This window comes from Nitrobacter sp. JJSN (assembly GCF_051912485.1).
Taxonomy (GTDB): domain Bacteria; phylum Pseudomonadota; class Alphaproteobacteria; order Rhizobiales; family Xanthobacteraceae; genus Nitrobacter.
In genome coordinates this window covers 2,478,484-2,500,979 of sequence record NZ_CP196822.1, presented here as the reverse complement: position 1 = coordinate 2,500,979, position 22,496 = coordinate 2,478,484, and the positions used below count along the sequence as shown (strand labels likewise).

Sequence of the window (22,496 nt, the reverse complement as noted above, 5' to 3'; positions counted from 1 at the left end):
CTAACGTGGTGGAATCCGTTTGCGACGATTTGAAATCAAATGCGGTCGGGTTGGGGAACCCGGTCGAGGATTTGAGGTCGCCGATGTTTTACATGGATAGCCCTGGCTCTTTGGAGCCAGGGCTATCGCAGAGCCCAATTTATCCGGCGCCGTTCTCAGGAGCCGCCGCTGTATTCGGTGTTTTCCTGGCCCTTGGTCTTGTCAGGCTTATCTTGCTCTACGGCCTTTTTGATTTCGGCCTTTCTGTCAGCCTGCTGGTCCGGCTTTTTATCTTGGTTCTGTCGTTGCTGGTTCGGCGTCTGGTTTTGCATCATGAATCTCCGTTTTATTTCCCTGAGATGAACGCTCGCCAGAACCAACAGAGGAGCTCCGCTTGCGTTCCAATAAAATCGCGGTTCCATGCAGCCAATCGAAGCCATTGCAATGAAGCCATTTGACACGTCATGGCCGATATCGCCGTTCGAAGACCAGCGTCGCTTCGCCGCAATTGCGGCGTTGACATGATAGCCCTCGCGCCCCGCGCGCCGTTCTGCAAAAATATCGATCGGGAATCATTGTTGAGACGGGAGTTGCCGATGACCAGCCGAAGCTTTGCATGGGTGCTGATGATCGCGACTGCGTGCGTGCTGCGCTCTGGCGCGGCTCAAGCCCAGGACGTTCCCGGAATCGAGATCTGTACCTTCGAAAAGAAGATGGAGCGGAGAACGAGCTGCCTGCAGAGTAACATCAACTTCCTGCAAGGGACCATCAGCAAACTTGTCATCGACAGCCAGCGGAAGATCGATGCCGCCAACCGGCGGATCGAGGCGCTGGAGAGCATGGCCGCGGAACTGCAGAAAACAGTGGTCGAATTTCAGACAGCGCAGAAAAAACAGTCGCAGCCGCTGGCAAAGGAGGACAGAAAAGACAACGCGAAGGAGAACGGGAAGTAATTCTGCAGTTTTTTCGAAGTGATGGTTTCAGAAATGGTTGTTAAGGTTCCTCCGCCATAGTTCGCCTTTTCCGGCTGTCCGCGCCTTTCTCGCTGCCGACCTCACGAGGCGTGGCGCCAAGAGTAAGATTGGCTTTGGAAATTTTGTCGCGATCGCGCAATGACGGTACAAGTTACGGAGTAATACCATGGCCTGGCTGCAGCCCGTCACGCTCGAAGGGGCTCATGCGCGGCTCGAGCCGCTGTCACACGATCACCGCGACGCTCTCATTGAGGCGGTAAGGGACGGCGAGCTTTGGAAGATCTGGTACACTTTCGTTCCCGCGCCGGAGAAGATGGCGGCTGAGATCGACCGGCGGCTGTCGCTGCAAGCTTCGGGCACCATGCTGCCGTTCACGGTGCGGGACGCCGAGGGCAGAATCGCGGGCATGACCACCTACATGAACGTCGATGTCGCGAGCCGTCGCGTCGAGATCGGCTCGACTTGGTATGCGAAGCGCGTTCAGCGCACCGCCGTCAACACCCAGTGCAAGCTGTTGCTGCTCACTCACGCCTTCGAAAAGCTGGATTGCATCGCCGTGGAATTCCGCACCCACGTTTTCAACCATGTCAGCCGGCGCGGCATTGAGCGGCTTGGCGCCAGGCAGGACGGCATCCTGCGCAACCACCAGATGTCGCCGAACGGAACGCTGCGGGACACTGTCGTCTACAGCATCCTTCCCGCCGAGTGGCCGACGGTGAAGGCGCATCTCGCTTACGAGCTTAATGAAAGGCCGCGAGAGCCTTTGTCATCTGCGGGTCCGCATCCTGCGTCGCGGTAGAACTCGACAAGGCCACGCAGTGTGTCTTTTGTCGAAAACGGCCCATTCCATGCCGTGCCGCTTGCCAAAATTGCTTGGTCCGGGCAAAAGCAAAACCTGTGTGGGCCGGGGCGCGGCGCGGAAATCGTTGGTTGCCGCATCTGCGCGACGGTGCAGCAGGATGATCCTCCGTCATGATTGAAGTCGCTCGCGATCTGGTGGGGAATATCGAGCGTTCGCTCGCGCCACCCGGTGACCGATCAAGGACACCGCGCGGACTGCGCATGATCGCCGAGCGGGATTGGTACGACCTCGGTTCGCTCGTCCTGCTTGCCATCCTGACGATCCTCGTCCTGACCACATTCCGTGGCTATGCGGTCACCAACGATGAATGGATACAGCATCGCTATGGCGAGTTGATCGTCGCCTACTATCGCAGCGGTTTCGCCGATCGCTCGCTCTTCGAACTCTATAATCTCTATCTCTACGGTGGGCTGTTCGATTCTGTTGCAGTCCTGCTTGGCCAAGCTGTTTCCCTCAATGTCTTCGATCTGCGGCACTTGATGTGCGCCGCCATTGGTGTCGGGGGACTCGGGTCGGCGCTCGCCACCGCGCGGCTGATCGCTGGCCCCCGCGCCGGATTTCTGACTGGCGTGGCGCTGGCGGTGTGCGGATCGTGGTACGGCACCATGTTTCACCACACCAAGGATATTCCGCTCGCCGCAGCGATGGCCGGCGCGATCTACTTCCTGGCGCAGGTGGCTCGCGACCTGCCGCGTCCGCGGCTTCGTCATGTCGTGGGCTTCGGCGTGCTGACAGGCGCAGCACTCGGCGTCAAGGTGCTGGCGCTCCTGTTGGTTTGCTATGTCCCCGTCGCGATCGCGCTCAATTCGCCCGCATACCGCGTCCGCGCGCCCCGTGACGCGATATCGTTCACGGCAGCATCGCTGCTGCGATTCATGCCAGCTTTCCTGATTGCCTACGCGATCATGATCGTCGCCTGGCCGTGGTCGGCGCTGGCGCCGCTCAATCCGATCCGAGGGCTCATCAGCTTCGGCGATTTCGGCTATGACATCCGCACCGTGCTGGACGGACATATCTATCGCATGGCCACGGTGCCGCGCTGGTACGTGCCGGTCTATCTTCTCATCAAGGTGCCCCTGTTGATGCTGGCAGGAACGGCGCTGGCGTTGGTGTTCGCGGCTGTTCCTGTTCTCGCACAGGAAGCGGCATCAGACCGCTTCCGCCGCGACGTCGCGCTGATCGCGTTCGCGGCTTTCTTTCCGCTGTTCTGCGAGGCGATCGCGCACGGCCCCGCATTTTGCGGCCTGCGTCACTTTCTGTTCGTGCTGCCGCCGATGGCAGTGCTGGCCGGGGTCGGGTTGGATGCGGTGATTGCGCGGGTCGCGGCTTGGCACCGGCCGGTTGCGGTGGGACTGCTGGCGGTGATCGCCGCTGGGTTTTCCTGGAACGCGCTCACGCTCTGCCGGCTGCATCCTTATGAATATGTTATCTATAACCCGCTCGTAGGCGGGCTCGCGGGTGCATCGCGGCTCTATGCGACCGATTACTGGGCGACGATCATGCCCGAAGCGGTTGATGGGCTGGAAGCCTATCTCGCCAAGACCGAACCGGTTGCGAGCAGCGACGCGCATCACGTCTATACAGTTGCGTTCTGCGGCGAGCGTGCAGCGTTCCTGAAGAAGGCCAAGCCCCATCTGCACTGGACGAGGGTTTGGGAAACCGCTGATTTTTTCATCGCGCCGACCCACATGAACTGCGATCTGGACAGCCGTGGCAAGGTGGTCGCAAACCGTCAAGCGCCTTGGCGTACCGCTGGGTTACGTAAAGGATCAGAGGATGATGATCGCGCTGCGGCGGAGCGGTTGAGAGCGACCAGAGTTAGCCGCATCCCTGAATCCATCGCGGCTCGATGCTGAGGGAGGCACGTGGTGCTGGCGAACGCTGCTGAAAGGCAGCTTGCGTTTAGCGTTTGTTTGAATCGGAGATCGCACACAGGGCAAAACGGCCGCCGTTGTCGGCGGCCGTTTTGCCAAGACGTGATTGTTGTCAGGCGCGCTTGATGAACGCCACGACGAGGAGAACAATGATGGCGCCGATGGCCGCGTTGACGACCTGGGCGAAAAAACCGCCGCCGATCAGAATCCCGAACAGCGGCAAAAGCCAACCGGCGACGATTGCCCCGATGATGCCGATGACGATGTTTCCGATCAGCCCGAAGCCTCCGCCCTTTACAATCAGGCCAGCCAGCCAGCCAGCGATCGCGCCGACAATCAACCACACAATAATGCCCATGGATCGCTCCTATTGAAATGCCGCTCTCATCGCATTTTCTTGATTATCAATCACTCTAAATATCGCGTTTAGCAATAGGCGGAGCAGCAGATCAATTCTAGATGAAAAACCCGTCAGGTCTAGGAGATCCGTTTGTTGCGGTTACTTCACATCCAGGACGCGGTCATTGCGTTAAGCATGATTTGTCCTTCACGCCGATTGTGCGAGGATGTTTCGCATCGTTCTTTCAATCCGAGTCTTCCCGTAACAACGGGGAGAGAAAAGGCCGGAGCAAATGACTCAAACGATCGCGCGCGGGATCAAAGTGCTGCTTGAGGAAGCAAACCGGGAAATCGAAACCATGAGCGTGGCGGACGCCAAGGCCGCGGTCGCGCGCGGCGATGCCATCCTCGTCGATATCCGCGATCCGCGTGAGCTCGAGCGCGAAGGCAGGATTCCCGGGTCGTTTTCCTGTACCCGCGGCATGCTCGAATTCTGGATCGATCCTGAAAGCCCTTATGCCAAACCGATTTTCCAGGAGAACAAAAAGTTCATCTTTCATTGCGCCTCGGGCTGGCGCTCGGCGCTGGCGGCGAAGACCGCGCAGGACATGGGCTTGAAGCCCGTCGCGCATCTCGGCGGCGGTTTCAAAGCCTGGCGCGACGCCGGGGAAGCGGTCGAGAATGTCGAGCCGAAGGCGAAGGGGTAAGGTTTTCAGTTCGCGCGGCAGTCAATTTTCTTCGTCATTCCGAGGCGCGAGCTTGCGACAAAATTGACGGTGTCAATTTGCGCTGCGCGAGCGAACCTGGAATCCATAACCACTGCCTGGTGTATGGATTCCCCGATGTGCAACTATACATCTGAGGCCTGCGCCCAAGAGGGCGCATCCCGGAATGACAACAGGATTTGATATGCCATCCACCGTCGACGATCCACTTGTCTCCACCGAATGGCTGGCCGCGCATCTCGACGATGCCGGCGTCAAGGTCGTCGACGCCTCGTTCAAGATGCCGGGCGTGCTGCCGCTGCCGGTCGATGATTTTCTTGCCGCGCACATCCCCGGCGCGGTGTTCTTCGATGTCGATGCAGTGTCCGACCGTGCGTCGCCGCTGCCGCATATGTATCCGAATGCCGCACAGTTCGCGCGCGATGTCGGCGCGCTCGGAATTTCCTCCGGCGATACGGTCGTGGTCTACGACTCCGGCGGCTGGGTCGCCGCGCCGCGGGTGTGGTGGATGTTTCTGTCTTTCGGCCACCGCAATGTCCGCGTGCTCGACGGCGGTTTGAAGAAATGGCGCGCGGAAGGCCGCTCCATTGAATCCGGCAAGGCATTGCCAAAACCGGGCAAGTTCACCGCGACGTTCGATCAAGCCTATGTGCGCAGCAAGGCGCAGCTCGTGAGCAATCTGTCGTCGCATCGCGAGCAGGTTGTTGATGCGCGCGCGGTCAATCGCTTCGGGGGTAGCGTGGCGGAGCCGAGGCCGGGCTTGCGTTCGGGTCACATCCCTGGCAGCCGCAACCTGCCGTACAATGAACTGTTCGATGCCGCGACCGGCACCATGAAGCCGCGCGACGAATTGCGTACCACTTTTGTCTCAGCCGGTCTCGATCTGGCGAAGCCAGTCATCACGACCTGCGGCTCCGGCGTGTCCGCCGCGGTTCTGACGCTTGCGCTTTATCGCCTCGGCGTGCGCGGCTCGGCGCTCTACGACGGGTCATGGTCGGAGTGGGGATTGCAGGGCGGCCCCCCGATCGCTACCGGACCCGCCTGAATAGACTCAGTCCAAAGCGAATGGAGACGCTGAAGGCGGCGCCGGGTTCGGTGCAGCCGATCGTGCAGGAAGAGATCGGCGGATCACTTTGCGATGGCGATGCTGTTTGGCGAGGCGCGACGGCTTCGTGGACGGTTGTTTGACACCGCGTGGTGTCGGATCGGCGGCCTGTGCTATCTGTGTCGGACGGCGTCCCGGCAGGGGCGGCCTGACATGCTCCCCGAGCGGAGATGTCATTGTTTCCGCGACGTCGGACGCCCCGACATTGGATTTGATGGCATTGGATTTGGCGGCGTCGGTTTCCGCTATATCCGGCTTGACAGCGTCGCCTGCGTCGACCGAAGCTTCTGCGCCCGGTGGCGGCTCCGATGATTTTGCTGTGGCTGCATCAGGGGAGGGCGCTGTGTCCGCGACTTGCGGCGGGGCGGAGCTGGACGACGCCGTGGACACAGAGGGCGTGTCGGTCGCAGCCGAAGATGCACCCGTGGCAGGAAGCGCCGCGGCGTTGGATTCAGAGTGCACATCCGGTGAGGCCGTCAGGGGATGCCGTGCTTCGGCCTGGTCGGGCCTCGGCTCGGCAGAATCGGCGGCGGGTGTATCGATCCGCAGCACCGCCAGCGTCGGCCGCTCAGTCTCCTCTCGCACCCCGAACGTGACTTCAGGCATTTGCTTGAGAGGCTGACTTGCGAACTCTTCGTGCGTTGCCCGTAGCAGAGCTGCGGCACCCAGGCCGAAGATCAGCATCGAGACGGCCAGCAAGATGGCGACGGACAGGAAACGGAAGCCGGGCAGCATGGGTTATGGTTCCGCCTTGGCCGCGCGGTCTGCGACGGTGATCGAGCCATCGGAACGCGGTTGAATACACGCCGGATCGACGGGCGCGCCAGCCGGTCCCGGCGAATCAGGCCTTTGAGAATACCGCAATGGACGCGACCACGCCCCCCAAAAATCGCCACGACAATCCCCGGTTTTGCCCGGTGCGCCGGAATTGGTGAGGCATGGAGGTCACGCTTCGCCGCGATCTCGGAATTATGACCAAATCCGGGATGTTTTGTCTGAATTGTCTTGAATGCGCCGCTATCCTGCGCGATGTGGCCATTAACGATCCGGTGGTTTGTCGGGCTTATACAAGGGCGATGATGATCAAACGCATTCTGACGATTTTTGCGGCGGTCGTAGCTGGCGCAGCGGGAACTTCGCTCGCCTCGGCGCAGGGGTATCCGCCCGCGCCGGGCACGATCTATTCCGCGTCGCCTTCTCCATATCCGGGTGAAGACGACCGTCCGGAAGCGATCGATGGGCTTCCCGATTACGATCCGGCCGACGACGATCAGGCGCCGCGGCAGCACAATTCCGCAGCGCTGCCTGCGCCGGGACCGATCATGTCGCCGGACGATCCGCGTTACGGTCGCCCCGGTTCCGCGCCGGTCTATTCGGACCGTGGTATGCAGCAGCGTCCGGTGATGTCGCCGGACGATCCCCGCTATGGTCAGCCCGGCCCCACGCAGTATCCGACCCGTACGCCGGAAACGGTTGCTTCGACGGGCGGGCCGACTGCAGGTTTAGTGCCGCCCGCTCCTGTGGGCGCGGACGGCAGGCCGACCACGCTGTCGGCGCTGCCGCCGGATGAGCAGCCGGAGGTCGATCAGGGCGGTGAAAAGCAATTGGCGCCGAGACTGCGTCGCCAGGAAGTTACCTTCGCGACCAAGGAGCCAGCGGGCACCCTCGTCGTCGATACGCCGAACACGTATCTGTATTATATTCTCGGCAACAATCGCGCGATCCGTTACGGCGTGCGCGTCGGCCGCGACGGCTTCACCTGGACAGGTGTGCAGAAGATCAGCCGTAAGGCTGAGTGGCCGGATTGGCATCCGCCGACCGAAATGATCGAGCGCCAGCCCTATCTGCCACGCTTCATGGCCGGTGGTCCTGGTAACCCGCTCGGCGCCCGCGCCATGTATCTCGGCTCGACCGTGTATCGCATTCACGGCACCAACCAGCCGTCGACGATCGGACATTTCGTCTCGTCGGGCTGCATCGGCATGCTCAACGAGGATGTGTCGGACCTGTTCGATCGCGTGAAGGTCGGCACCCGCGTCGTCGTGCTGCCGGGCGGTCCTCCTCACACCGATACGACGGCTTCCACTCAGCCGGCCCCCGCTCCGCCGGGACCCAATGCAGCACCGGCTCTGCAGCCGCCGCAGACGGCGAGCCTGCCCGGGACCCAGCCGGCCACCGTGGCGCCGCTGCCTGCGCCGGTCACGATCCGCTAGCCGCGGCGTCTTCGAGGTCTGGTCGCCCCCACGCACGCGGGGGCGCATAGCGGCCGCTATCTGCTGTTTCCTAATGGTCCACTTCGTTGCCTTCGCAGGGACGACATCGAACGCGTGAGGCTTCTCGCGTCGCTCGCGGCAGTTCTCCTAAACTTACCGAAGCACTCGCACGGGTGCGCTCTTGAGCCACGCGGCGATGTCATCGCGTGACACGAGGCTGTGGGAGCGCGGCCAACTCATTGGGAACGCGGCGGCGGGTGCTGGCCGTGCTTGGCGCGCCAGGCAGGTCCGGGTCCGCGCATGTAGTGCAGTTCGGGCCGGTAGGGGTTGAATGCGGTTGCAATGAAGTCGCGCCAGAACACGCGAACCTCGTGCAGCCATCCGCGCCGGTGATCCTGTTTTTCGGTCCCCTTGGACGCTGACGCCGATACGCTGGTCGTCATGGTCGTTTCTGCCATGTTAGGTCGCGGGCTTCCTGCTGGAAGACCGCCATGATTGCGCTGGTCTCGCCATTCTTCGTGGATTTCAATTAAAAAGCGGTTCGAATGATACGGGACGAAATGTTCTTCTCGTCAACCTTTCCGGCTGGTTAAGGCAAGGTTGCCCTTTCGCCCCCGCGCCGCTACATCAGCGGCAGCAAATTTCCCAAGAAATGCTTTCAGGAATCACGATGGCGCGCCAGTTCGTCTATTTCATGCAGGGTCTGACCAAGGCCTATCCCACCCGCAAAGTGCTGGATAACGTCCATCTGTCGTTTTACCCGGATGCCAAGATCGGCGTGCTCGGCGTCAACGGCTCGGGCAAGTCGACGCTGCTGAAGATCATGGCCGGGCTCGACAAGGAATATAACGGCGAAGCGTGGGTCGCCGATGGCGCGCGCGTCGGCTATCTCGAACAGGAGCCGCAGCTCGATGCCAGCCTGACGGTTCGCGAAAATGTCATGCTCGGCGTCGCCAAGCAGAAGGCGATCCTCGATCGCTACAACGAACTGGCCATGAACTATTCCGACGAGACCGCCGACGAGATGACCAAGCTGCAGGACGAGATCGAGGCCGCGGGCCTCTGGGACCTCGACAGCAAGGTCGACCAGGCGATGGACGCGCTCCGCTGCCCACCCGATGACTCCGACGTGACCAAACTCTCCGGCGGTGAACGCCGCCGCGTCGCGCTGTGCAAGCTGCTGCTCGACCAGCCCGACCTGCTGCTGCTGGACGAGCCGACCAACCACCTCGACGCCGAGTCGGTGTCGTGGCTCGAAGGCCACCTGCGCAACTATCCCGGCGCGATCCTGATCGTCACCCACGACCGCTACTTTCTCGACAATGTGACGAGCTGGATTCTCGAACTCGATCGCGGCAAGGGGATTCCCTACGAGGGCAATTACTCGGCGTGGCTCGTTCAAAAGCAGAAGCGTCTTGCGCAGGAAGGCCGCGAGGACGTCGCGCACCAGAAGACGCTGGAACGTGAGCAGGAATGGATCGCGTCCTCGCCGAAAGCGCGTCAGGCCAAATCCAAGGCGCGTTACCAGCGCTATGAGGACCTGCTCGCCAAGGCCAATGATAAGCAGACGCAGACGGCGCAGATCATCATTCCGGTGGCGGAGCGGCTCGGCAACAACGTGGTTGATTTCGAGGGCCTGGCCAAGGGCTTCGGGGATCGCCTGTTGATCGACGATCTCACCTTCAAGCTGCCGCCCGGCGGCATCGTCGGCGTCATCGGCGCCAACGGCGCCGGCAAGACCACGCTGTTCCGCATGATCACCAAGCAGGAAGAGCCGGACAAGGGCACCATCACCGTCGGCGACAGCGTGCATCTCGGCTACGTCGACCAGTCGCGCGATGCGCTCGACGGTTCGAAAAACGTCTGGGAAGAGATTTCCGGCGGCAACGACCAGATCCTGCTCGGCAAGAAGGAAGTCAATTCGCGCGGCTACTGCTCGGCGTTCAACTTCAAGGGCGCGGATCAGCAGAAGAAGGTCGGCGCGCTGTCGGGCGGCGAGCGCAACCGCGTGCATCTGGCCAAGATGCTGAAGTCCGGCGCTAACGTGTTGCTGCTCGACGAGCCGACCAACGATCTCGACGTCGATACGCTGCGCGCGCTGGAAGAGGCGCTGGAGGATTTCGCCGGTTGCGCCGTCATCATCAGCCATGATCGCTGGTTCCTCGACCGCATTGCGACGCATATCCTGGCTTTCGAAGGCGACAGCCACGTCGAATGGTTCGAGGGCAACTTCCAGGACTACGAGAAGGACAAGATGCGCCGGCTCGGTCAGGACAGCGTCATCCCGCACCGTGTGAAGTACAAGAAACTGACGCGGTAGAGGACACGGCGGGGCGGGGCAGGGGAGAAAGCGCCGTCCGACGTCTCCCCGGCGCCCATGGAACCAAATCGGCCGCCAATCATTGATGACCACGAATATCGGGGTCATGCTGGCCGTGAGTCTGAATCTGGACGCGAGGATGACGCCCCGGGCAACGGGAGGTTTCGGCGACCGGGTGTTGACATCGGCGATCGTCGGCGCCCTCGTGATCTGCGGGCTGTATGTGGGCCGCGAGATATTCGTTCCCATCGCGCTGGCCGTGCTCTTAAGCTTTGTGCTTGTTCCGTTGGTTGATATTCTCGAGCGATGGCATTTTCCGCGCGCGGCCAGTGTGCCGCTGGTGGTCGTGCTTGCCTTTGTCGCGATCTTCGCGCTCGGCAGTCTGATCGCGAATGAGGTCAGGCACCTGGCCGAGGGGTTGCCCCGATATCAGCAAACCATGCAGCAGAAGATTCAATCGCTGCGATCACTGACGGCGATAGGGCCGCTCGATCGCGCCGCGGACATTCTTCAGACTCTGGGCAAGGAAATCAACGTACCGCAGAGCCAGCCGCCGTCGCCATCGACCCCGCTATCCAAAAAGCCTGGCGAGGTCGAGCCTATCCCTGTCGAGGTGCGTTCTCCGCCGCCCTCCGCCCTCGAGAGCATCTTGGCGCTCATCAGTCCTCTCCTGCATCCGCTGGCGACGGTGGGCTTCGTGATCGTGTTCGTGGTCTTCATTCTGTTTCAACGGGAGGATCTGCGAAATCGGCTTATCAAGCTCGCGGGCTCAAATGATCTGCAGTCCGCGACCGCGGCCATCGACGACGCAGCGGGCCGCCTCAGCCGTCTTTTCCTGACACAGGTCGCGCTCAACACCAGCTTCGGCGTGATCGTGGCTGGTGGACTTCTGGTGATCGGCGTCCCTAGTGCCATCCTCTGGGGAATTCTGGCCGCGATCCTGCGGTTCGTGCCCTACGTCGGCGTTTTCATTGCGGCGTTTTTTCCCCTGACGCTGGCCGTCGCAGTCGATCCCGGTTGGTCGATGCTGCTGTGGAGCGGCGCGCTCATTCTCCTGACAGAGCTCTTGGTCGGTCAGGTCTTCGAACCTTTGCTCGTGGGACATAGCAGCGGATTGTCTCCTGTGGCCGTCGTTGCCTCGGCGACATTCTGGACCGCGCTGTGGGGACCGATCGGTCTTGTTCTCGCGACTCCGTTGACGGTCTGCCTGGTCGTGCTTGGCCGTCATGTCGAACATCTCAGGTTTCTCGACATCCTTCTGGGCAATCGTCCCGCGCTGTCCCCGCCGGAGCTGTTCTATCAGCGGATGCTGGCCAACGATCCGGCGGAGGCCGTGGACATGGCCGAAAAGTTTTTGAAGGAGCGGTCGCTCGCCGAATACTATGAGAACGTCGCGCTCAAGGGGTTGATGCTGGCGCAGGCCGACCTCAGGCGCGACCGGCTGTCGCCTGACCGCCTGGCTGAAATCAGGGACGGCGTCGCCGAGGTGATCGACGGGCTGGCCTCCGAGTTTGACGATGCTCCGGAGGGCGAGGAGACGAAGGATGCAGAAACCGCCGACGCCGCAGAGGTGACGGCCCATGTGCCGATGCCCGAACTGCCGTTCATCATCCGCGAGGGCCTTCCGCCGGACTGGCAGGCCGAATGTCCGGTGCTGTGCGTCGCCGAGCGCAGCGATCTCGACGAGGCCGCCGCGATGTTTCTGGCTCAGATCCTGTCGAAGCACGGTCTCGGGGCACGAGCCGCGAGGAAGGAGGAGACGTCGCCGAGCGGGTTATTTCGGCTCGACGTTTCGGGCGTAATGCTCGCTTGCGTGTCGACGCTCGATGATGGCAGTCCGGCCCACACGCGCCATCTCGTGCGCAAGCTGCGCCGCAAGATGCCGCGGGCGCGCATCCTTGTCTGTTGCTGGGGACGGACCAACAGCGCGATGACCCGAAACGACCTCAAAGCCGACGCGGTGGCGGACAGTCTGGGGGAAGCCGCCGCCCATTGTCTGTCGCTGGTCGAGCAAACCGCCATAAAGGACACCATGCAGGACAAAGGTGCCGTTCCGCGTGCGCCGCGTTCGGCTCCGCCGCTTCCGCGACCGCGGCGAGGCTGACCGCAGCGCCGGCCGTGGACTTCTATGACATACATCTTTCCGCCGTGATCGGCGTTGACTTGGTTTGCTGCGTTTGTTTGGGATCGGAGAGGCGGGATGGACGACTGGAGCGCCGAGCAGTATCTGAAGTTCGAGGACGAGCGGACGCGGCCGTCGCGCGATCTGTTGGCGCAGGTTCCGCTGAACGCACCGCGCAAGGTCATTGATATAGGCTGCGGACCCGGCAATTCCACCGAACTTCTGGTCGAGCGCTGGCCGCAGGCCGCGATCATCGGTATCGATACATCTGCCGACATGCTGCGGCGAGCGCGCGAACGGCTGCCGGGACAGACATTTGTCGAAGCCAACGTTGCGCACTGGGCTCCGCCGGCGAACACCGATCTGCTGTTTGCCAATGCGATCTTCCAGTGGGTGCCGGAGCATCTGCGCCAGTTGCAGCGGCTGCTCGGCGCACTGCCCTCAGGCGGTGTGCTGGCGGTCCAGATGCCGGACAATCTCGATGAGCCAACTCATGTGATGATGCGCGAGGTGGCTCATTCGGGACCGTGGCGTCAAACACTTGCCAATGCCGCGCGGGCGAAAGACGTGCTGGCGAAGCCAGGCGCCTACTACGATGCGCTGCGGCCGCTGTGTCAGCGCATCGAGATCTGGCATACTATTTATAATCACGTCCTTGCGGAGGCCACGGCGATCGTCGAATGGGTCAAGGGCACCGGACTGCGGCCGTTCGTCGATCCACTGGAACCTGCCGAAAGGAAAGAGTTCTTGCGCGAATACACGGCGCGCATCGCCGCCGCCTATCCGCCGCAGGCGGACGGCAAGGTGCTGCTGCGCTTTCCGCGTTTGTTCGTGGTCGCTGTCAAGTAAGGTGGAAATGAATCGCTGTGTGCTGGAATCGACCCCGCGCTGCGTTTTGCCGCGGCGTACCGTCTCGATTCCGTCACGGTGAATCGACTAGAACGCTTCTCCCGTCACGACAAGGCCGCATCATGTCCCCGACGCCTAAAACTCCGCGACCCGTGAAGGTCGTTGCTCTGCGCCCGCTGCCGATGCTGATCTTCTCCTCGCGCTGGCTGCAGCTGCCGCTCTATATCGGTCTGATTATCGCCCAGGGCGTCTATGTCGTCCTGTTTCTGAAGGAGCTGTGGCATCTTATCGGGCACTCCTTCGATTTCAGCGAACAGCAGATCATGCTGGTCGTGCTCGGCCTAATCGATGTGGTGATGATCTCGAATCTGCTGGTGATGGTCATCGTCGGTGGCTATGAGACCTTCGTGTCGCGGCTCAATCTCGAAGGTCATCCCGATGAGCCGGAGTGGCTCAGTCATGTCAACGCCAGCGTTCTCAAGATCAAGCTCGCAATGGCGATCATCGGCATCTCCTCGATCCACCTGTTGCGGACCTTCATCGAAGCCGGAAACCTCGGCAGCGCGGCGCGCGCTACGAATTACACCGAAACCGGCGTGATGTGGCAGACCATCATCCACACCGTATTCATCATTTCGGCGATCGGCATTGCACTTGCGGATCGCATCTCGAGCGTGCCGTCGAACGTGGCGCACGGCCAGACGGAGCATTAAGGATGATGGCGATCGGCCGGATCATCCTGCGGGGACCGTGGCTTGCGATCGTAATGATATTCGCGATCGCACTTGGAGCCGGAGTGCCCGCGTATGCCGCGGACGCCGGCTTCACGCGTTTCATCACCTCGCTGTGGGCCGACGCGCAGCAGGCAGGTGTCTCGCGCGCGACCTTCGATACCGTGACGACGGGGCTCGAACCTGACTACAAGTTGCCCGATCTGATCCTGCCGGGCCGGCCCGCGACTGGTGCGCCTTCGCAGGCGGAATTCGTTCAGGTGCCGGCGGACTACCTCAAAGAGGGCAGCATCGCCCGGTTGGCGGCCGAAGGGCAGCGGCTGATGCAGAAATACGGGCCGACACTGAACGCGATCGAAAAGCGTTTCGGCGTTCCCGCGCCCATCATTCTTGCGATCTGGGGCCGCGAGACCGACTACGGCCGCTACACGCTGCCTTACGACGCGATGCGCGTGCTGGCGACGCAGGCTTATGTCGGCCGCCGCAAGGACCAGTATCGCACCGAATTCATCGACGGGCTGCTGCTGTTGCAGAACGGAGTCGTCTCGCGCAAGAATTTCCGCGCGTCGTGGGGCGGCGCCACCGGCCTCACGCAATTTCTCCCGTCCGAGCTCGCCAAACATGGCGTCGATTTCGATGGTGACGGCCGCGTGGATATCTGGACCTCGGTGCCGGATGCGCTGGCGTCGGCCGCGCAGCAGCTCGTCAACAAGGGCTGGCAGCCCGGTGTGCGCTGGGCCTACGAGGCGCGCGCGCCAGCGAGCGTCGATTGCACGGAGGGCGTGCCCGAGGTGAAGAAGCCGATCGGCGATTGGTTGCGCGAAGGGTTTTTGCCGGTGCGCGGACAAAAGCTGACCGCGGACGAGCGAGCACAGCCGGCGTCGCTGCTGCAACCGGAAGGTATCTATGGCCCGTCGTTCCTGACCACGAAGAACTACTTCGTGATCAAGGAATACAATTTCTCCGACCTTTACGTGTTGTTCGTCGGCCATCTCGCCGACCGCATGACCAGTCCGCTGCCGTTCGCGACGCCATGGTCGGCATCGACGCAGTTGCGCAGCCGCGACGTCGAGGCGATGCAGCGCCATCTGACGCGGATCGGCCTGTACAAGGACAAGATCGACGGCAAGGCAGGGATGCTGACGCGCGCAGCACTCGGCGCTTACCAGAAGTCCGCCAAACTTAAAGTGGATTGCTGGCCCAGCGACGCGGTGCTGCGCGCGATGAATGCGGCGCATTAGAGCGGGATGAGGAAAGTGTGTAGCGGTTTTCCGCCCGCATCCCGCTCCAGGATGAATTTGGTTCGCGAGAAGAAAACGCACCAAAACAATAAAGTGCCAGATCCGCCAAAGAAAAACCCGGCTGTGAAGCCGGGTCTCTCGGGTCGGATCGTCAGGACCTATGGATCAGTCGCAAACCCGGATGCGGCGGAAGCGCCAGCCATATCCGTCCCAGAATTTCTCGCGCACCATGTGGCACGGCGGCTCTTCGACGATGTAGGCCGGGCCCGGCTCGGCGTAGGCCGGGCGGCTGTTGGCAATCGCGCCGCCGATGAGGGCGCCGCCGATCAGACCGCCGGCAACGCCGGCCGCCACCGCGCCGCCGCCGGCATTCGCCTGCGGAGCCGTCGCTACTGAGCCAACCGCAACCGTCGCGGCCGCGAGGAGGGCGAAAACTGTCTTCTTCATTTTGGAAACTCTCCTGAAGGGAAGCGCCACGGTTGGGCGCCGGTTAGGGGCAAATTGCAACGCCGTCGTTCAAGTCGGCTGTCTCCCTGGAAGCGCCCAACATCAACCTGATCAAACGTTCGCAAGTCAGTTGGCCGAAAAAACGGCTTTTTCAGGCCATCACGCTCGGCGCTCCGGAAACACCACTATAATCCGGAAACTGATTCGATAAATCAGGCCGCCGCCGGATCAGCCGCATACCCGGACGCGCCGGAGCCGCCAGCCGAAACCATCCCAGAAGCGCTGGCGCTGCCAGTAGCAGCCTGGCGTCGCGACATAGGCCGGGCCGCCGTAGTAGCCGTAGCCGGGTCCATACCCCCGACCGTAATAGCCTGCGTACCCCGCACCGTAATAGCCTGGTCCGTAATAATAGCCCGGACCCGCCAATGCGCCGCCGATGATGGCGCCGCCGATCAGCCCGCCAACGACGCCGGCTGCGACCCGACCACCGCGCGCTTCGGCGGCTTGAGGCGCAGCCACCGCTGTGACCATGGCAATGGTCGCCAATGCCATCAATGTTCTCTTCATGGCTTCACCTTCCTTCTGCATCCCAATCGACAGCACATACGCAGAGCGGTCTGTCGTCCAAAGTTTTCACACCCGGTTTGAACGATCAATGAACGGAATGGCTCAATCCTGCCATGATCAGGAGAAGGTGATGTGAATATTTTATTATGTATATCAGTATGTTACGGAAACAACGAGATTGCGGTTTCATCCGGCTTCCGCGCAGTTTGGAATTGCTTGAAACTGGCGGTTTTCCCTTTGCGTTTCGCGACACGGTCTAACAATATCGGTCCGTCTCCGCGTGTCGTAAGTGGGTTCCGTTTTCATGATCGTTTGTTCTTGTAACGTATTGACCGATCACGACGTTCGCTCCGCCGTGACCGCAGCAGACGACCTGCGGCGTTCGCCCAAGCAGGTTTACGGATGTCTCGGATGCAGCGCGGAATGCGGGCGATGTGCCCGAACCATCAAGACCATCATCAAGGAAGCGCTCGGCGCCTGCGCCAAAAAATGTTGCGACGGGTGTCCCCACTCCGCGATGCACGCAGAAGTCGAGCAGATTCAGACCGAAATCACTCTCTGACGTCTTCGATAATCCCCTCCAACGCCTTTTGCACCATCCATCGCCTCGGCTAACACCGTTGTTGGATAGCTGCGCCATCCTTCTTGGGGGTTGTCGCGCCGCCGAATCTGATTTAGAAGTATTCTAAATTGGATCGGCGGGCGCGATGGCCCGGCCCACCAGCGTCAACGCACAACAACAGGAGCTGCTCCATGAAGGGCGACCCGAAGGTTATCGAATACCTGAACAAGGCGCTCCGCCACGAGCTGACCGCGGTCAGCCAGTATTGGCTGCATTACCGGCTGCTGGACAACTGGGGCATCAAGGATCTCGGCAAGAAATGGCGCGCGGAGTCCATCGAGGAAATGGAGCATGCCGACAAGCTGATCGACCGCATCATCTTCCTGGACGGCTTTCCGAACATGCAGGTGCTTGATCCCCTGCACATCGGCCAGAACGTCGCCGAGGTAATGGATTGCGATCTCAAGGCGGAATATTCGGCGCGCGCGCTCTACGAAGAGGCTGCGACCCACTGCCACGCGGCCAAGGATTACGTCACCCGCGACATCTTCGAGAGCCTGATGAAGGATGAGGAAAGCCATATCGACTTCCTCGAAACCCAGATCGATCTTATCAAAAAGCTCGGCGTCGAGCTTTATTCGCAGAAGCACATCGGCAAAATGGATCACGACTGATCGGCCGTTGTGCATTTCAAAGCCGGCGCCTTTGTGCGCCGGCTTTTTTGTGCCTGTCGTCAGGTTTCCGGTGCCTGATCGTGCTTCACCGCCCACAGTGCGAAGGCATAGGCGAGGGCGACCTCGTCGAGCCGGTTGAAGCGGCCGGAGGCGCCGCCGTGTCCCGCGCCCATGTTGGTCCGCAGCAGAACCGGGCCGCCCGACGTCATGGTGGCGCGCAGCCGTGCGATCCATTTCGCCGGCTCCCAGTAGGTGACGCGCGGATCGGTCAGCCCGCCCAAAGCGAGGATCGCTGGATAGTCCTTCGCCGCGACGTTCTCGTAGGGCGAATAGGACAGGATGGTGTGAAAGTCCTTTGCGCTTTCAATCGGGTTGCCCCATTCCGGCCATTCCGGCGGCGTCAGCGGTAGTGTGTCATCGAGCATGGTGTTGAGCACGTCGACGAACGGCACCTCCGCGACGATGCCTGCGAACAACTCGCCGGCACGGTTGGCGACCGCCCCCATCAGCATGCCGCCGGCGCTGCCACCGTGGCCAACGATGTTCTTTGCAGACGTGTAGTTCGCCGCGATCAGCGCGCGGCCGCTAGCCGCGAAATCGTCAAAACTGTTGGTTTTCTTCTCGCGCTTGCCGTCGAGATACCAGCCCCACCCTTTGTCTGCACCGCCGCGGATGTGCGCGATGGCGTAGACGAAGCCGCGATCGACCAGCGACAGCCGGTTGGCCGAGAACGACGCCGGCATGGCATGGCCGTAGGAGCCGTAGCCGTAGAGCAGCAGCGGCGCGCGGCCATCCGGCGCGAAATCCTTGCGATGCAGGATCGAGACTGGCACCTCGGCGCCGTCGTTCGCCTTCGCCACGATGCGGGTGGTGACATAATTCAAAGGATCATGCCCCGAGGGAATCTCCTGGCGCTTGCGTAAAGTTCGCGAGCGGTTCGTCATGTCGTAATCGAATACCTCAGTCGGCGTCGTCATCGACGAATAGCTGAAGCGCAAGGTGGTGGTGTCGAATTCGTAGCCGCCATGGGTGTCGAGCGAATAGGCGGCCTCGTCGAAGGCGATGGCGTGCTCGTCTCCACTCGCGAGATCGCGGATGACGATCGACGGCAACGCGTTGGCGCGCTCGAGCCGCACCATGTGGCCGGAATACAGTTCGAGATCGAGCACGTAGGTGCCGGGACGATAGGGAATCAGGTCGCGCCAGTTCGCGCGTCCGGGCTCCGCCAGCGGCGCCGTCATGACTTTGAAGTCGATGGCGCCGTCGGCGTTGGTGAGGATGAAAAGCTCACTGCCGCGATCGGCGACGGAGTATTGCACGCCTTCCTCGCGCACCGCGATCAGGCGAGGTGTCGCCTCGGCCTCGGCGAGATCAATCAGCCGCTGCTCGGAGGTCTCATGATCGCCGCCGGCAATCACGCAGAAGCGGCCGCTGGCGCTCTCATGAATATGTGTGAACCAGCCGGCGTCCTGCTCCTGATACACCAGCACGTCCTCCGACCGCGGTGTGCCGAGCCGGTGACGATAGACCTGCATCGGGCGATGGTTGTCGTCGAGCTTGACGTAGTAGAACGCGCAGGAGTCCGCGCTCCACACCACGCCGCCATCGGTCTCCTCGATGACGTCGGCGAGATCGGCGCCGCTATCCCAGTCGCGAATCCGGATTGTGAAATATTCCGAACCGCGATCGTCGACGCTCCACGCCTCGAGGCGATGATCCGGAGAATGACGCGTGCCGCCGAGCTGGAAGAACTGCTTGCCTTCGGCAAGCGCGTCGCCATCAATGAGAAAGCGGGCGTCGCCGCCGTCGCGCGGCTGCCGCCCGAACATCCGGTGCTGGCCGCCCTCGCGGTATTTCGAAAAATAGGCGAAGGGTCCGTCGGGCGAGGGGACGGTGGAATCGTCCTCCTTGATGCGGCCGCGCATTTCCGCGACGAGCTGTTTTTGCAGAGGCTCGGTCTCCGCGAGCAGGGCATTCGAATAGGCGTTCTCGGCCTCGAGATAGGCGCGGATGTCCGGCGCCAGTAGCGACGGTTCACGAAGCACCTGCTGCCAATTCGTGTCCTTCAGCCACGCATAGTCATCTGTGATCGTGACGCCGTGGTGCGTGGAAGTATGCGGTCGGCGTTCGGCTCTCGGGGCCGTCGGTGTCGATGTCATGAAAAAGGCGCCTATGGTCGTGGGGGCTTGCCGCGCTTGTCCGGCCGTGCGCGTCGTGACGGAAAGGTCAGGTGTTCATAGGAGGCCGCGCGTGGGACCGCAAGCGAGGCACGGCGGAACCGATTCAGCGGATTTCAGGGATCAGGACGTGTGCTTCTTCGTCTGTGCGGCCATCACCGGACATCCGGCGAAAGCCGCCTGAACCGCCGCGGCCGATCCGTCGAGCGGATATTCGGCGGTGGTGCGGCCAAGCGTCAGCGAGCGGATACGAAGATAGAGCTTTTGCGATCCGGACAGTTCATTGACAAATTCCGCGACCGCAACCGGATTGTCGATCAGTATCGCGTTTTCGCCGGTCAATACGCGGGATGCGACGCTGTCGTGCCCGGGCTTGTCGTCGAAGCGGTAGCCGAGAATGGTGTTCTTGTCGGAGCCGATCTTGAATTCAAATGCAAAACGCACGATCGGCTGCTTGTCGAAGCATGTGATCTGCAGCATCGATCCACTGGCGTTGGCGACATAGGTGTTCGACGCCATGGCGCGCACGCTTGCACTGGGCAGTTCGGTTTGCGTGACCTTGTCGAGCTGGCGCGAGATCTTCCAGTTGCCCGAAGGGGCCTCACTGGCGGATGTGACATAGGGATCGCGGTTGCTGCACGCGCCCAGCACCAACGTCACCAGCACACAAGCCATTGCACGCAAGACGCAACCCCCAAACCCCTGTCTTAATCTGCAACCTGAGCGGGAAACGCGCAAGAGAGATGGATGCGCTCGCCATGGCTTTTTTCGTGCCCTGTGCGGCGACATCATAGCTGCGCTATGTAGCGCAGCGACTAGTGGTCCGATTCTAACATTTGCACCCCATTGCGGCAGGCGTTCTTGCAAATGTTAGAATCAAAGGACCACTAGAAAATATAGGTTTCTAGTGGAGTTTGGATTTGACATTCGCTTCTCGCGTTCGCTGCAAACCGGGTAGCGAATGTCAAATCCTCTCCCACTAGCTGCCATTGCGGTTGCGCCGCCACGGCCAGTCGATGACCTCGGCGCAATACAGTGCCCACCACATAATGACCGGCTGAAACGCGAGCCGCGGGCCGTGATAGAGCCAGCTATTGGCGATATGCGGAATCGCAATGCCGTCGATGGCGTGCTTGAAATTCGCGGGCCACACGCACAGCGCATAGATCGCCAGCGCGATGCCGGCCGCGTAACGGAAATATCCCGTGACCAGCGCGACGGACCCCGCGATCTCGCACAGCCCCGTTATGGCAATAACCTGCGGCGCAAACGGCACCCAGGACGGCGTGATCGAGAGCAGGGCGTCGGGCGTCATCAGGTGCGCAATACCGGCGGCGGTGAAGAACGCAGCGAGGATCCAGCGCATCACAGCGCGGCGCCGGGAAAATATATCTCCCGGTGGTCGTTCAGCGCCGTTCGCTGCGTTGTCCGCATTTTCACTCATGAAGATATGATGTTCTCACCGTCACGTTTCACACCGGGCGGCAGGGCGTGGGCCGTTCTATTCGTTTGCTGGGCGAAATACTACCATCGGTGCGATGCCGGCCTCGAGGAGCGAGAGCGCTTGCCCGCGTAGTCCGTGTGGTTTCTGCGGCGGCGATGCGGGTGGCGGCGGCGACTGCGGCGGGATATGATCGCGGCTCGCGAGGAGATCAGCCGGAGAAAATTCATGTGCCGGAATATCAAGACGCTGTTCAATTTCGAGCCGCCGGCGACGGACGACGAAATCCATGCGTCGGCCCTGCAATTCGTGCGCAAGCTCTCTGGCTTCAACAAGCCGTCGGCGGCGAATCGGGCAGCGTTCGATCGCGCCGTCCATGACGTCGCGCATGTCGCGCATCATCTGCTGGCGTCGCTCCACACGCAGGCGCCCGCGCGCGATCGCGCGGTGGAAGCGGAAAAGGCACGCGAGCGTAGCCGGGCGCGGTTCGGCTGAGGTGTTGCGAACAATCGGGGGACGTGAGGTGAAATACCTGACCTGTTTCGTCGGCGCTGTGCTCTGTCTGTCTGGCTCGTTCTGTCTGACAATCCCGTCTTCGGCTCGCGCCTCGACGTCGGAACGGTTCGGCATGGGCGGCTGGATTCAGGATTTCCAGCCGGAGATCGATCGCGCCAATGCCAGCGGCGAGCTGTTTCGTATCAGGGGTCATTGCCAGTCGAACTGCACTTTGTTCCTCGGCTTGCGTAACGTCTGCGTCGAGCGCAGCGCGCAGCTTCTGTTTCACTCGGGCCATGATCGCCAGCGTCGCATTAACGCGTCGTCGACCCAACGCATGCTGAGCGCTTACAACCCGAAACTGCGCCAGTATGTGATGGACCATCACTACTTGGATACGCTGGCGTTCCACACCATCTCCGGCGCGGATATCATCGACAGGTTCGGCTACCGGGAATGTCCGCACCGGTAGATGCTCGACGACATCGGGCCGCGCGGTACCGACCGCAGGCCGACGTCAGCCGTGATCGGGCACGTCGAGTCCGATGGCAGCATACTGCCGTATCTTGTTGCGCAGCGTGCGCACCGACACGCCGAGGACCCGTGCTGCGCGGGTACGGTTGCCGTCGCAACGCGCCAGCGTTTGCAGCACAAGCTCTCGTTCGACTTCGGTGACCGTGGAACCGATCAATGCCGGAATCGCCGCGCTCGGCGTAAGTCCAGCTTGATCCGGCCGCGGGCCTTGCGCTCCGGTTTGCAAATCTTGGGTCATCAGTCCCTCCCGAAGCTGCTTCCAAAG

Annotated in this window: 25 protein-coding genes; 15 read left to right on the top strand and 10 right to left on the bottom strand. The window is 61.7% G+C overall.

Annotated features, from left to right (window positions below; all coding sequences use genetic code 11):
• Positions 1-155: 155 nt before the first annotated feature.
• Entirely contained in the window at positions 156-311 is a 156-nt protein-coding gene (locus ACSZOQ_RS12470) for a hypothetical protein (protein ID WP_439922821.1), read from the bottom strand.
• A 264-nt stretch (positions 312-575) separates the two neighbouring features.
• Between ACSZOQ_RS12470 and ACSZOQ_RS12465 the strand changes: the two genes are divergently transcribed.
• The 3 genes from ACSZOQ_RS12465 (at position 576) to ACSZOQ_RS12455 (ending at position 3,671) form a co-directional block, all read left to right on the top strand.
• The gene (locus ACSZOQ_RS12465; protein WP_439922820.1) at positions 576-932 is read left to right on the top strand and encodes a hypothetical protein; all 357 of its coding nucleotides are present in this window, start codon (positions 576-578) and stop codon (positions 930-932) included.
• Between the two features lie 187 nt (positions 933-1,119).
• Positions 1,120-1,752, top strand: a complete 633-nt coding sequence (locus tag ACSZOQ_RS12460; protein WP_439922819.1) for a GNAT family N-acetyltransferase — start codon at positions 1,120-1,122, stop codon at positions 1,750-1,752.
• Positions 1,753-1,925: 173 nt separating this feature from the next.
• Positions 1,926-3,671, top strand: coding sequence for a hypothetical protein (locus ACSZOQ_RS12455; protein ID WP_439922818.1), 1,746 nt, complete (start codon positions 1,926-1,928; stop codon positions 3,669-3,671).
• Positions 3,672-3,801: 130 nt separating this feature from the next.
• Here ACSZOQ_RS12455 and ACSZOQ_RS12450 read toward each other — a convergent pair whose 3' ends face one another.
• Complete coding sequence (locus ACSZOQ_RS12450) at positions 3,802-4,047, bottom strand: GlsB/YeaQ/YmgE family stress response membrane protein (RefSeq protein WP_439922817.1); 246 nt, start codon at positions 4,045-4,047, stop codon at positions 3,802-3,804.
• Between the two features lie 274 nt (positions 4,048-4,321).
• Between ACSZOQ_RS12450 and ACSZOQ_RS12445 the strand changes: the two genes are divergently transcribed.
• Together ACSZOQ_RS12445 and sseA are read left to right on the top strand one after the other, a co-directional pair.
• Positions 4,322-4,735: a rhodanese-like domain-containing protein gene (locus ACSZOQ_RS12445; protein ID WP_439922816.1), complete on the top strand. Its 414-nt coding sequence runs from the start codon at positions 4,322-4,324 to the stop codon at positions 4,733-4,735.
• Between the two features lie 202 nt (positions 4,736-4,937).
• Entirely contained in the window at positions 4,938-5,798 is an 861-nt protein-coding gene (gene sseA / locus ACSZOQ_RS12440) for a 3-mercaptopyruvate sulfurtransferase (RefSeq protein ID WP_439922815.1), read from the top strand.
• A gap of 6 nt (positions 5,799-5,804) precedes the next feature.
• On the opposite strand, the gene ACSZOQ_RS12435 is transcribed toward sseA, so the two are convergent.
• A complete protein-coding gene (locus ACSZOQ_RS12435) occupies positions 5,805-6,593 on the bottom strand; it encodes a hypothetical protein (RefSeq protein ID WP_439922814.1) in 789 nt (262 codons plus the stop codon).
• Between the two features lie 341 nt (positions 6,594-6,934).
• Here ACSZOQ_RS12435 and ACSZOQ_RS12430 point away from each other — a divergent pair, with 341 nt between their 5' ends.
• Positions 6,935-8,071: a L,D-transpeptidase gene (locus ACSZOQ_RS12430; protein ID WP_439922813.1), complete on the top strand. Its 1,137-nt coding sequence runs from the start codon at positions 6,935-6,937 to the stop codon at positions 8,069-8,071.
• A gap of 236 nt (positions 8,072-8,307) precedes the next feature.
• Here ACSZOQ_RS12430 and ACSZOQ_RS12425 read toward each other — a convergent pair whose 3' ends face one another.
• Positions 8,308-8,514 (bottom strand): hypothetical protein, encoded by a 207-nt coding sequence (locus ACSZOQ_RS12425; RefSeq protein ID WP_439926037.1) that lies wholly within the window; start codon positions 8,512-8,514, stop codon positions 8,308-8,310.
• Between the two features lie 227 nt (positions 8,515-8,741).
• Between ACSZOQ_RS12425 and ettA the strand changes: the two genes are divergently transcribed.
• From ettA to ACSZOQ_RS12400, 5 genes are all read left to right on the top strand, one after another.
• Positions 8,742-10,391, top strand: coding sequence for an energy-dependent translational throttle protein EttA (gene ettA / locus ACSZOQ_RS12420; protein WP_439926035.1), 1,650 nt, complete (start codon positions 8,742-8,744; stop codon positions 10,389-10,391).
• A 139-nt stretch (positions 10,392-10,530) separates the two neighbouring features.
• Positions 10,531-12,495: an AI-2E family transporter gene (locus tag ACSZOQ_RS12415; protein ID WP_439922812.1), complete on the top strand. Its 1,965-nt coding sequence runs from the start codon at positions 10,531-10,533 to the stop codon at positions 12,493-12,495.
• A 96-nt stretch (positions 12,496-12,591) separates the two neighbouring features.
• Positions 12,592-13,362, top strand: a complete 771-nt coding sequence (tam, locus tag ACSZOQ_RS12410; protein ID WP_439922811.1) for a trans-aconitate 2-methyltransferase — start codon at positions 12,592-12,594, stop codon at positions 13,360-13,362.
• A 122-nt stretch (positions 13,363-13,484) separates the two neighbouring features.
• Positions 13,485-14,075 (top strand): TIGR00645 family protein, encoded by a 591-nt coding sequence (locus ACSZOQ_RS12405; protein WP_439922810.1) that lies wholly within the window; start codon positions 13,485-13,487, stop codon positions 14,073-14,075.
• 53 nt (positions 14,076-14,128) lie between these two features.
• Positions 14,129-15,334 (top strand): lytic murein transglycosylase, encoded by a 1,206-nt coding sequence (locus tag ACSZOQ_RS12400; protein ID WP_439926033.1) that lies wholly within the window; start codon positions 14,129-14,131, stop codon positions 15,332-15,334.
• 165 nt (positions 15,335-15,499) lie between these two features.
• Here the strand turns inward: ACSZOQ_RS12400 and ACSZOQ_RS12395 are convergent, their stop codons facing one another.
• Together ACSZOQ_RS12395 and ACSZOQ_RS12390 are read right to left on the bottom strand one after the other, a co-directional pair.
• Positions 15,500-15,781, bottom strand: coding sequence for a hypothetical protein (locus ACSZOQ_RS12395; RefSeq protein WP_439922809.1), 282 nt, complete (start codon positions 15,779-15,781; stop codon positions 15,500-15,502).
• A gap of 228 nt (positions 15,782-16,009) precedes the next feature.
• Positions 16,010-16,348, bottom strand: coding sequence for a hypothetical protein (locus tag ACSZOQ_RS12390; RefSeq protein WP_439922808.1), 339 nt, complete (start codon positions 16,346-16,348; stop codon positions 16,010-16,012).
• Between the two features lie 304 nt (positions 16,349-16,652).
• On the opposite strand from ACSZOQ_RS12390, the gene ACSZOQ_RS12385 reads away from it, so the two are divergent.
• Together ACSZOQ_RS12385 and bfr are read left to right on the top strand one after the other, a co-directional pair.
• Positions 16,653-16,910 (top strand): (2Fe-2S)-binding protein, encoded by a 258-nt coding sequence (locus ACSZOQ_RS12385; RefSeq protein WP_439922807.1) that lies wholly within the window; start codon positions 16,653-16,655, stop codon positions 16,908-16,910.
• A 191-nt stretch (positions 16,911-17,101) separates the two neighbouring features.
• Positions 17,102-17,584 carry a bacterioferritin gene (gene bfr / locus ACSZOQ_RS12380; protein WP_439922806.1) on the top strand — a complete coding sequence of 161 codons (483 nt, stop codon included), beginning with the start codon at positions 17,102-17,104 and terminating at the stop codon, positions 17,582-17,584.
• Between the two features lie 59 nt (positions 17,585-17,643).
• Here the strand turns inward: bfr and ACSZOQ_RS12375 are convergent, their stop codons facing one another.
• The 3 genes from ACSZOQ_RS12375 to ACSZOQ_RS12365 all read right to left on the bottom strand — a co-directional run bounded on the left by ACSZOQ_RS12375 (position 17,644) and on the right by ACSZOQ_RS12365 (position 21,127).
• The gene (locus tag ACSZOQ_RS12375) at positions 17,644-19,743 is read right to left on the bottom strand and encodes a S9 family peptidase (RefSeq protein WP_439922805.1); all 2,100 of its coding nucleotides are present in this window, start codon (positions 19,741-19,743) and stop codon (positions 17,644-17,646) included.
• Positions 19,744-19,884: 141 nt separating this feature from the next.
• Positions 19,885-20,436, bottom strand: a complete 552-nt coding sequence (locus ACSZOQ_RS12370; RefSeq protein ID WP_439926032.1) for a hypothetical protein — start codon at positions 20,434-20,436, stop codon at positions 19,885-19,887.
• Positions 20,437-20,740: 304 nt separating this feature from the next.
• Positions 20,741-21,127, bottom strand: coding sequence for a DoxX family protein (locus ACSZOQ_RS12365; RefSeq protein WP_439926031.1), 387 nt, complete (start codon positions 21,125-21,127; stop codon positions 20,741-20,743).
• A 303-nt stretch (positions 21,128-21,430) separates the two neighbouring features.
• Between ACSZOQ_RS12365 and ACSZOQ_RS12360 the strand changes: the two genes are divergently transcribed.
• Both ACSZOQ_RS12360 and ACSZOQ_RS12355 read left to right on the top strand, forming a co-directional pair.
• Entirely contained in the window at positions 21,431-21,697 is a 267-nt protein-coding gene (locus ACSZOQ_RS12360; RefSeq protein WP_439922804.1) for a DUF2277 domain-containing protein, read from the top strand.
• Between the two features lie 28 nt (positions 21,698-21,725).
• Positions 21,726-22,169 (top strand): hypothetical protein, encoded by a 444-nt coding sequence (locus tag ACSZOQ_RS12355; RefSeq protein ID WP_439922803.1) that lies wholly within the window; start codon positions 21,726-21,728, stop codon positions 22,167-22,169.
• Positions 22,170-22,214: 45 nt separating this feature from the next.
• Here ACSZOQ_RS12355 and ACSZOQ_RS12350 read toward each other — a convergent pair whose 3' ends face one another.
• Positions 22,215-22,469, bottom strand: coding sequence for a helix-turn-helix domain-containing protein (locus ACSZOQ_RS12350; RefSeq protein WP_439922802.1), 255 nt, complete (start codon positions 22,467-22,469; stop codon positions 22,215-22,217).
• Positions 22,470-22,496 lie beyond the last annotated feature (27 nt).

Coding starts and splice junctions, on each gene's coding strand:
- ACSZOQ_RS12470 (WP_439922821.1), bottom strand. CDS start 311: ATGCAAAACCAGACGCCGAACCAGCAACGACAGAACCAAGATAAAAAG.
- ACSZOQ_RS12465 (WP_439922820.1), top strand. CDS start 576: ATGACCAGCCGAAGCTTTGCATGGGTGCTGATGATCGCGACTGCGTGC.
- ACSZOQ_RS12460 (WP_439922819.1), top strand. CDS start 1,120: ATGGCCTGGCTGCAGCCCGTCACGCTCGAAGGGGCTCATGCGCGGCTC.
- ACSZOQ_RS12455 (WP_439922818.1), top strand. CDS start 1,926: ATGATTGAAGTCGCTCGCGATCTGGTGGGGAATATCGAGCGTTCGCTC.
- ACSZOQ_RS12450 (WP_439922817.1), bottom strand. CDS start 4,047: ATGGGCATTATTGTGTGGTTGATTGTCGGCGCGATCGCTGGCTGGCTG.
- ACSZOQ_RS12445 (WP_439922816.1), top strand. CDS start 4,322: ATGACTCAAACGATCGCGCGCGGGATCAAAGTGCTGCTTGAGGAAGCA.
- sseA (WP_439922815.1), top strand. CDS start 4,938: ATGCCATCCACCGTCGACGATCCACTTGTCTCCACCGAATGGCTGGCC.
- ACSZOQ_RS12435 (WP_439922814.1), bottom strand. CDS start 6,593: ATGCTGCCCGGCTTCCGTTTCCTGTCCGTCGCCATCTTGCTGGCCGTC.
- ACSZOQ_RS12430 (WP_439922813.1), top strand. CDS start 6,935: ATGATGATCAAACGCATTCTGACGATTTTTGCGGCGGTCGTAGCTGGC.
- ACSZOQ_RS12425 (WP_439926037.1), bottom strand. CDS start 8,514: ATGACGACCAGCGTATCGGCGTCAGCGTCCAAGGGGACCGAAAAACAG.
- ettA (WP_439926035.1), top strand. CDS start 8,742: ATGGCGCGCCAGTTCGTCTATTTCATGCAGGGTCTGACCAAGGCCTAT.
- ACSZOQ_RS12415 (WP_439922812.1), top strand. CDS start 10,531: ATGACGCCCCGGGCAACGGGAGGTTTCGGCGACCGGGTGTTGACATCG.
- tam (WP_439922811.1), top strand. CDS start 12,592: ATGGACGACTGGAGCGCCGAGCAGTATCTGAAGTTCGAGGACGAGCGG.
- ACSZOQ_RS12405 (WP_439922810.1), top strand. CDS start 13,485: ATGTCCCCGACGCCTAAAACTCCGCGACCCGTGAAGGTCGTTGCTCTG.
- ACSZOQ_RS12400 (WP_439926033.1), top strand. CDS start 14,129: ATGATATTCGCGATCGCACTTGGAGCCGGAGTGCCCGCGTATGCCGCG.
- ACSZOQ_RS12395 (WP_439922809.1), bottom strand. CDS start 15,781: ATGAAGAAGACAGTTTTCGCCCTCCTCGCGGCCGCGACGGTTGCGGTT.
- ACSZOQ_RS12390 (WP_439922808.1), bottom strand. CDS start 16,348: ATGAAGAGAACATTGATGGCATTGGCGACCATTGCCATGGTCACAGCG.
- ACSZOQ_RS12385 (WP_439922807.1), top strand. CDS start 16,653: ATGATCGTTTGTTCTTGTAACGTATTGACCGATCACGACGTTCGCTCC.
- bfr (WP_439922806.1), top strand. CDS start 17,102: ATGAAGGGCGACCCGAAGGTTATCGAATACCTGAACAAGGCGCTCCGC.
- ACSZOQ_RS12375 (WP_439922805.1), bottom strand. CDS start 19,743: ATGACATCGACACCGACGGCCCCGAGAGCCGAACGCCGACCGCATACT.
- ACSZOQ_RS12370 (WP_439926032.1), bottom strand. CDS start 20,436: ATGGCTTGTGTGCTGGTGACGTTGGTGCTGGGCGCGTGCAGCAACCGC.
- ACSZOQ_RS12365 (WP_439926031.1), bottom strand. CDS start 21,127: ATGCGCTGGATCCTCGCTGCGTTCTTCACCGCCGCCGGTATTGCGCAC.
- ACSZOQ_RS12360 (WP_439922804.1), top strand. CDS start 21,431: ATGTGCCGGAATATCAAGACGCTGTTCAATTTCGAGCCGCCGGCGACG.
- ACSZOQ_RS12350 (WP_439922802.1), bottom strand. CDS start 22,469: ATGACCCAAGATTTGCAAACCGGAGCGCAAGGCCCGCGGCCGGATCAA.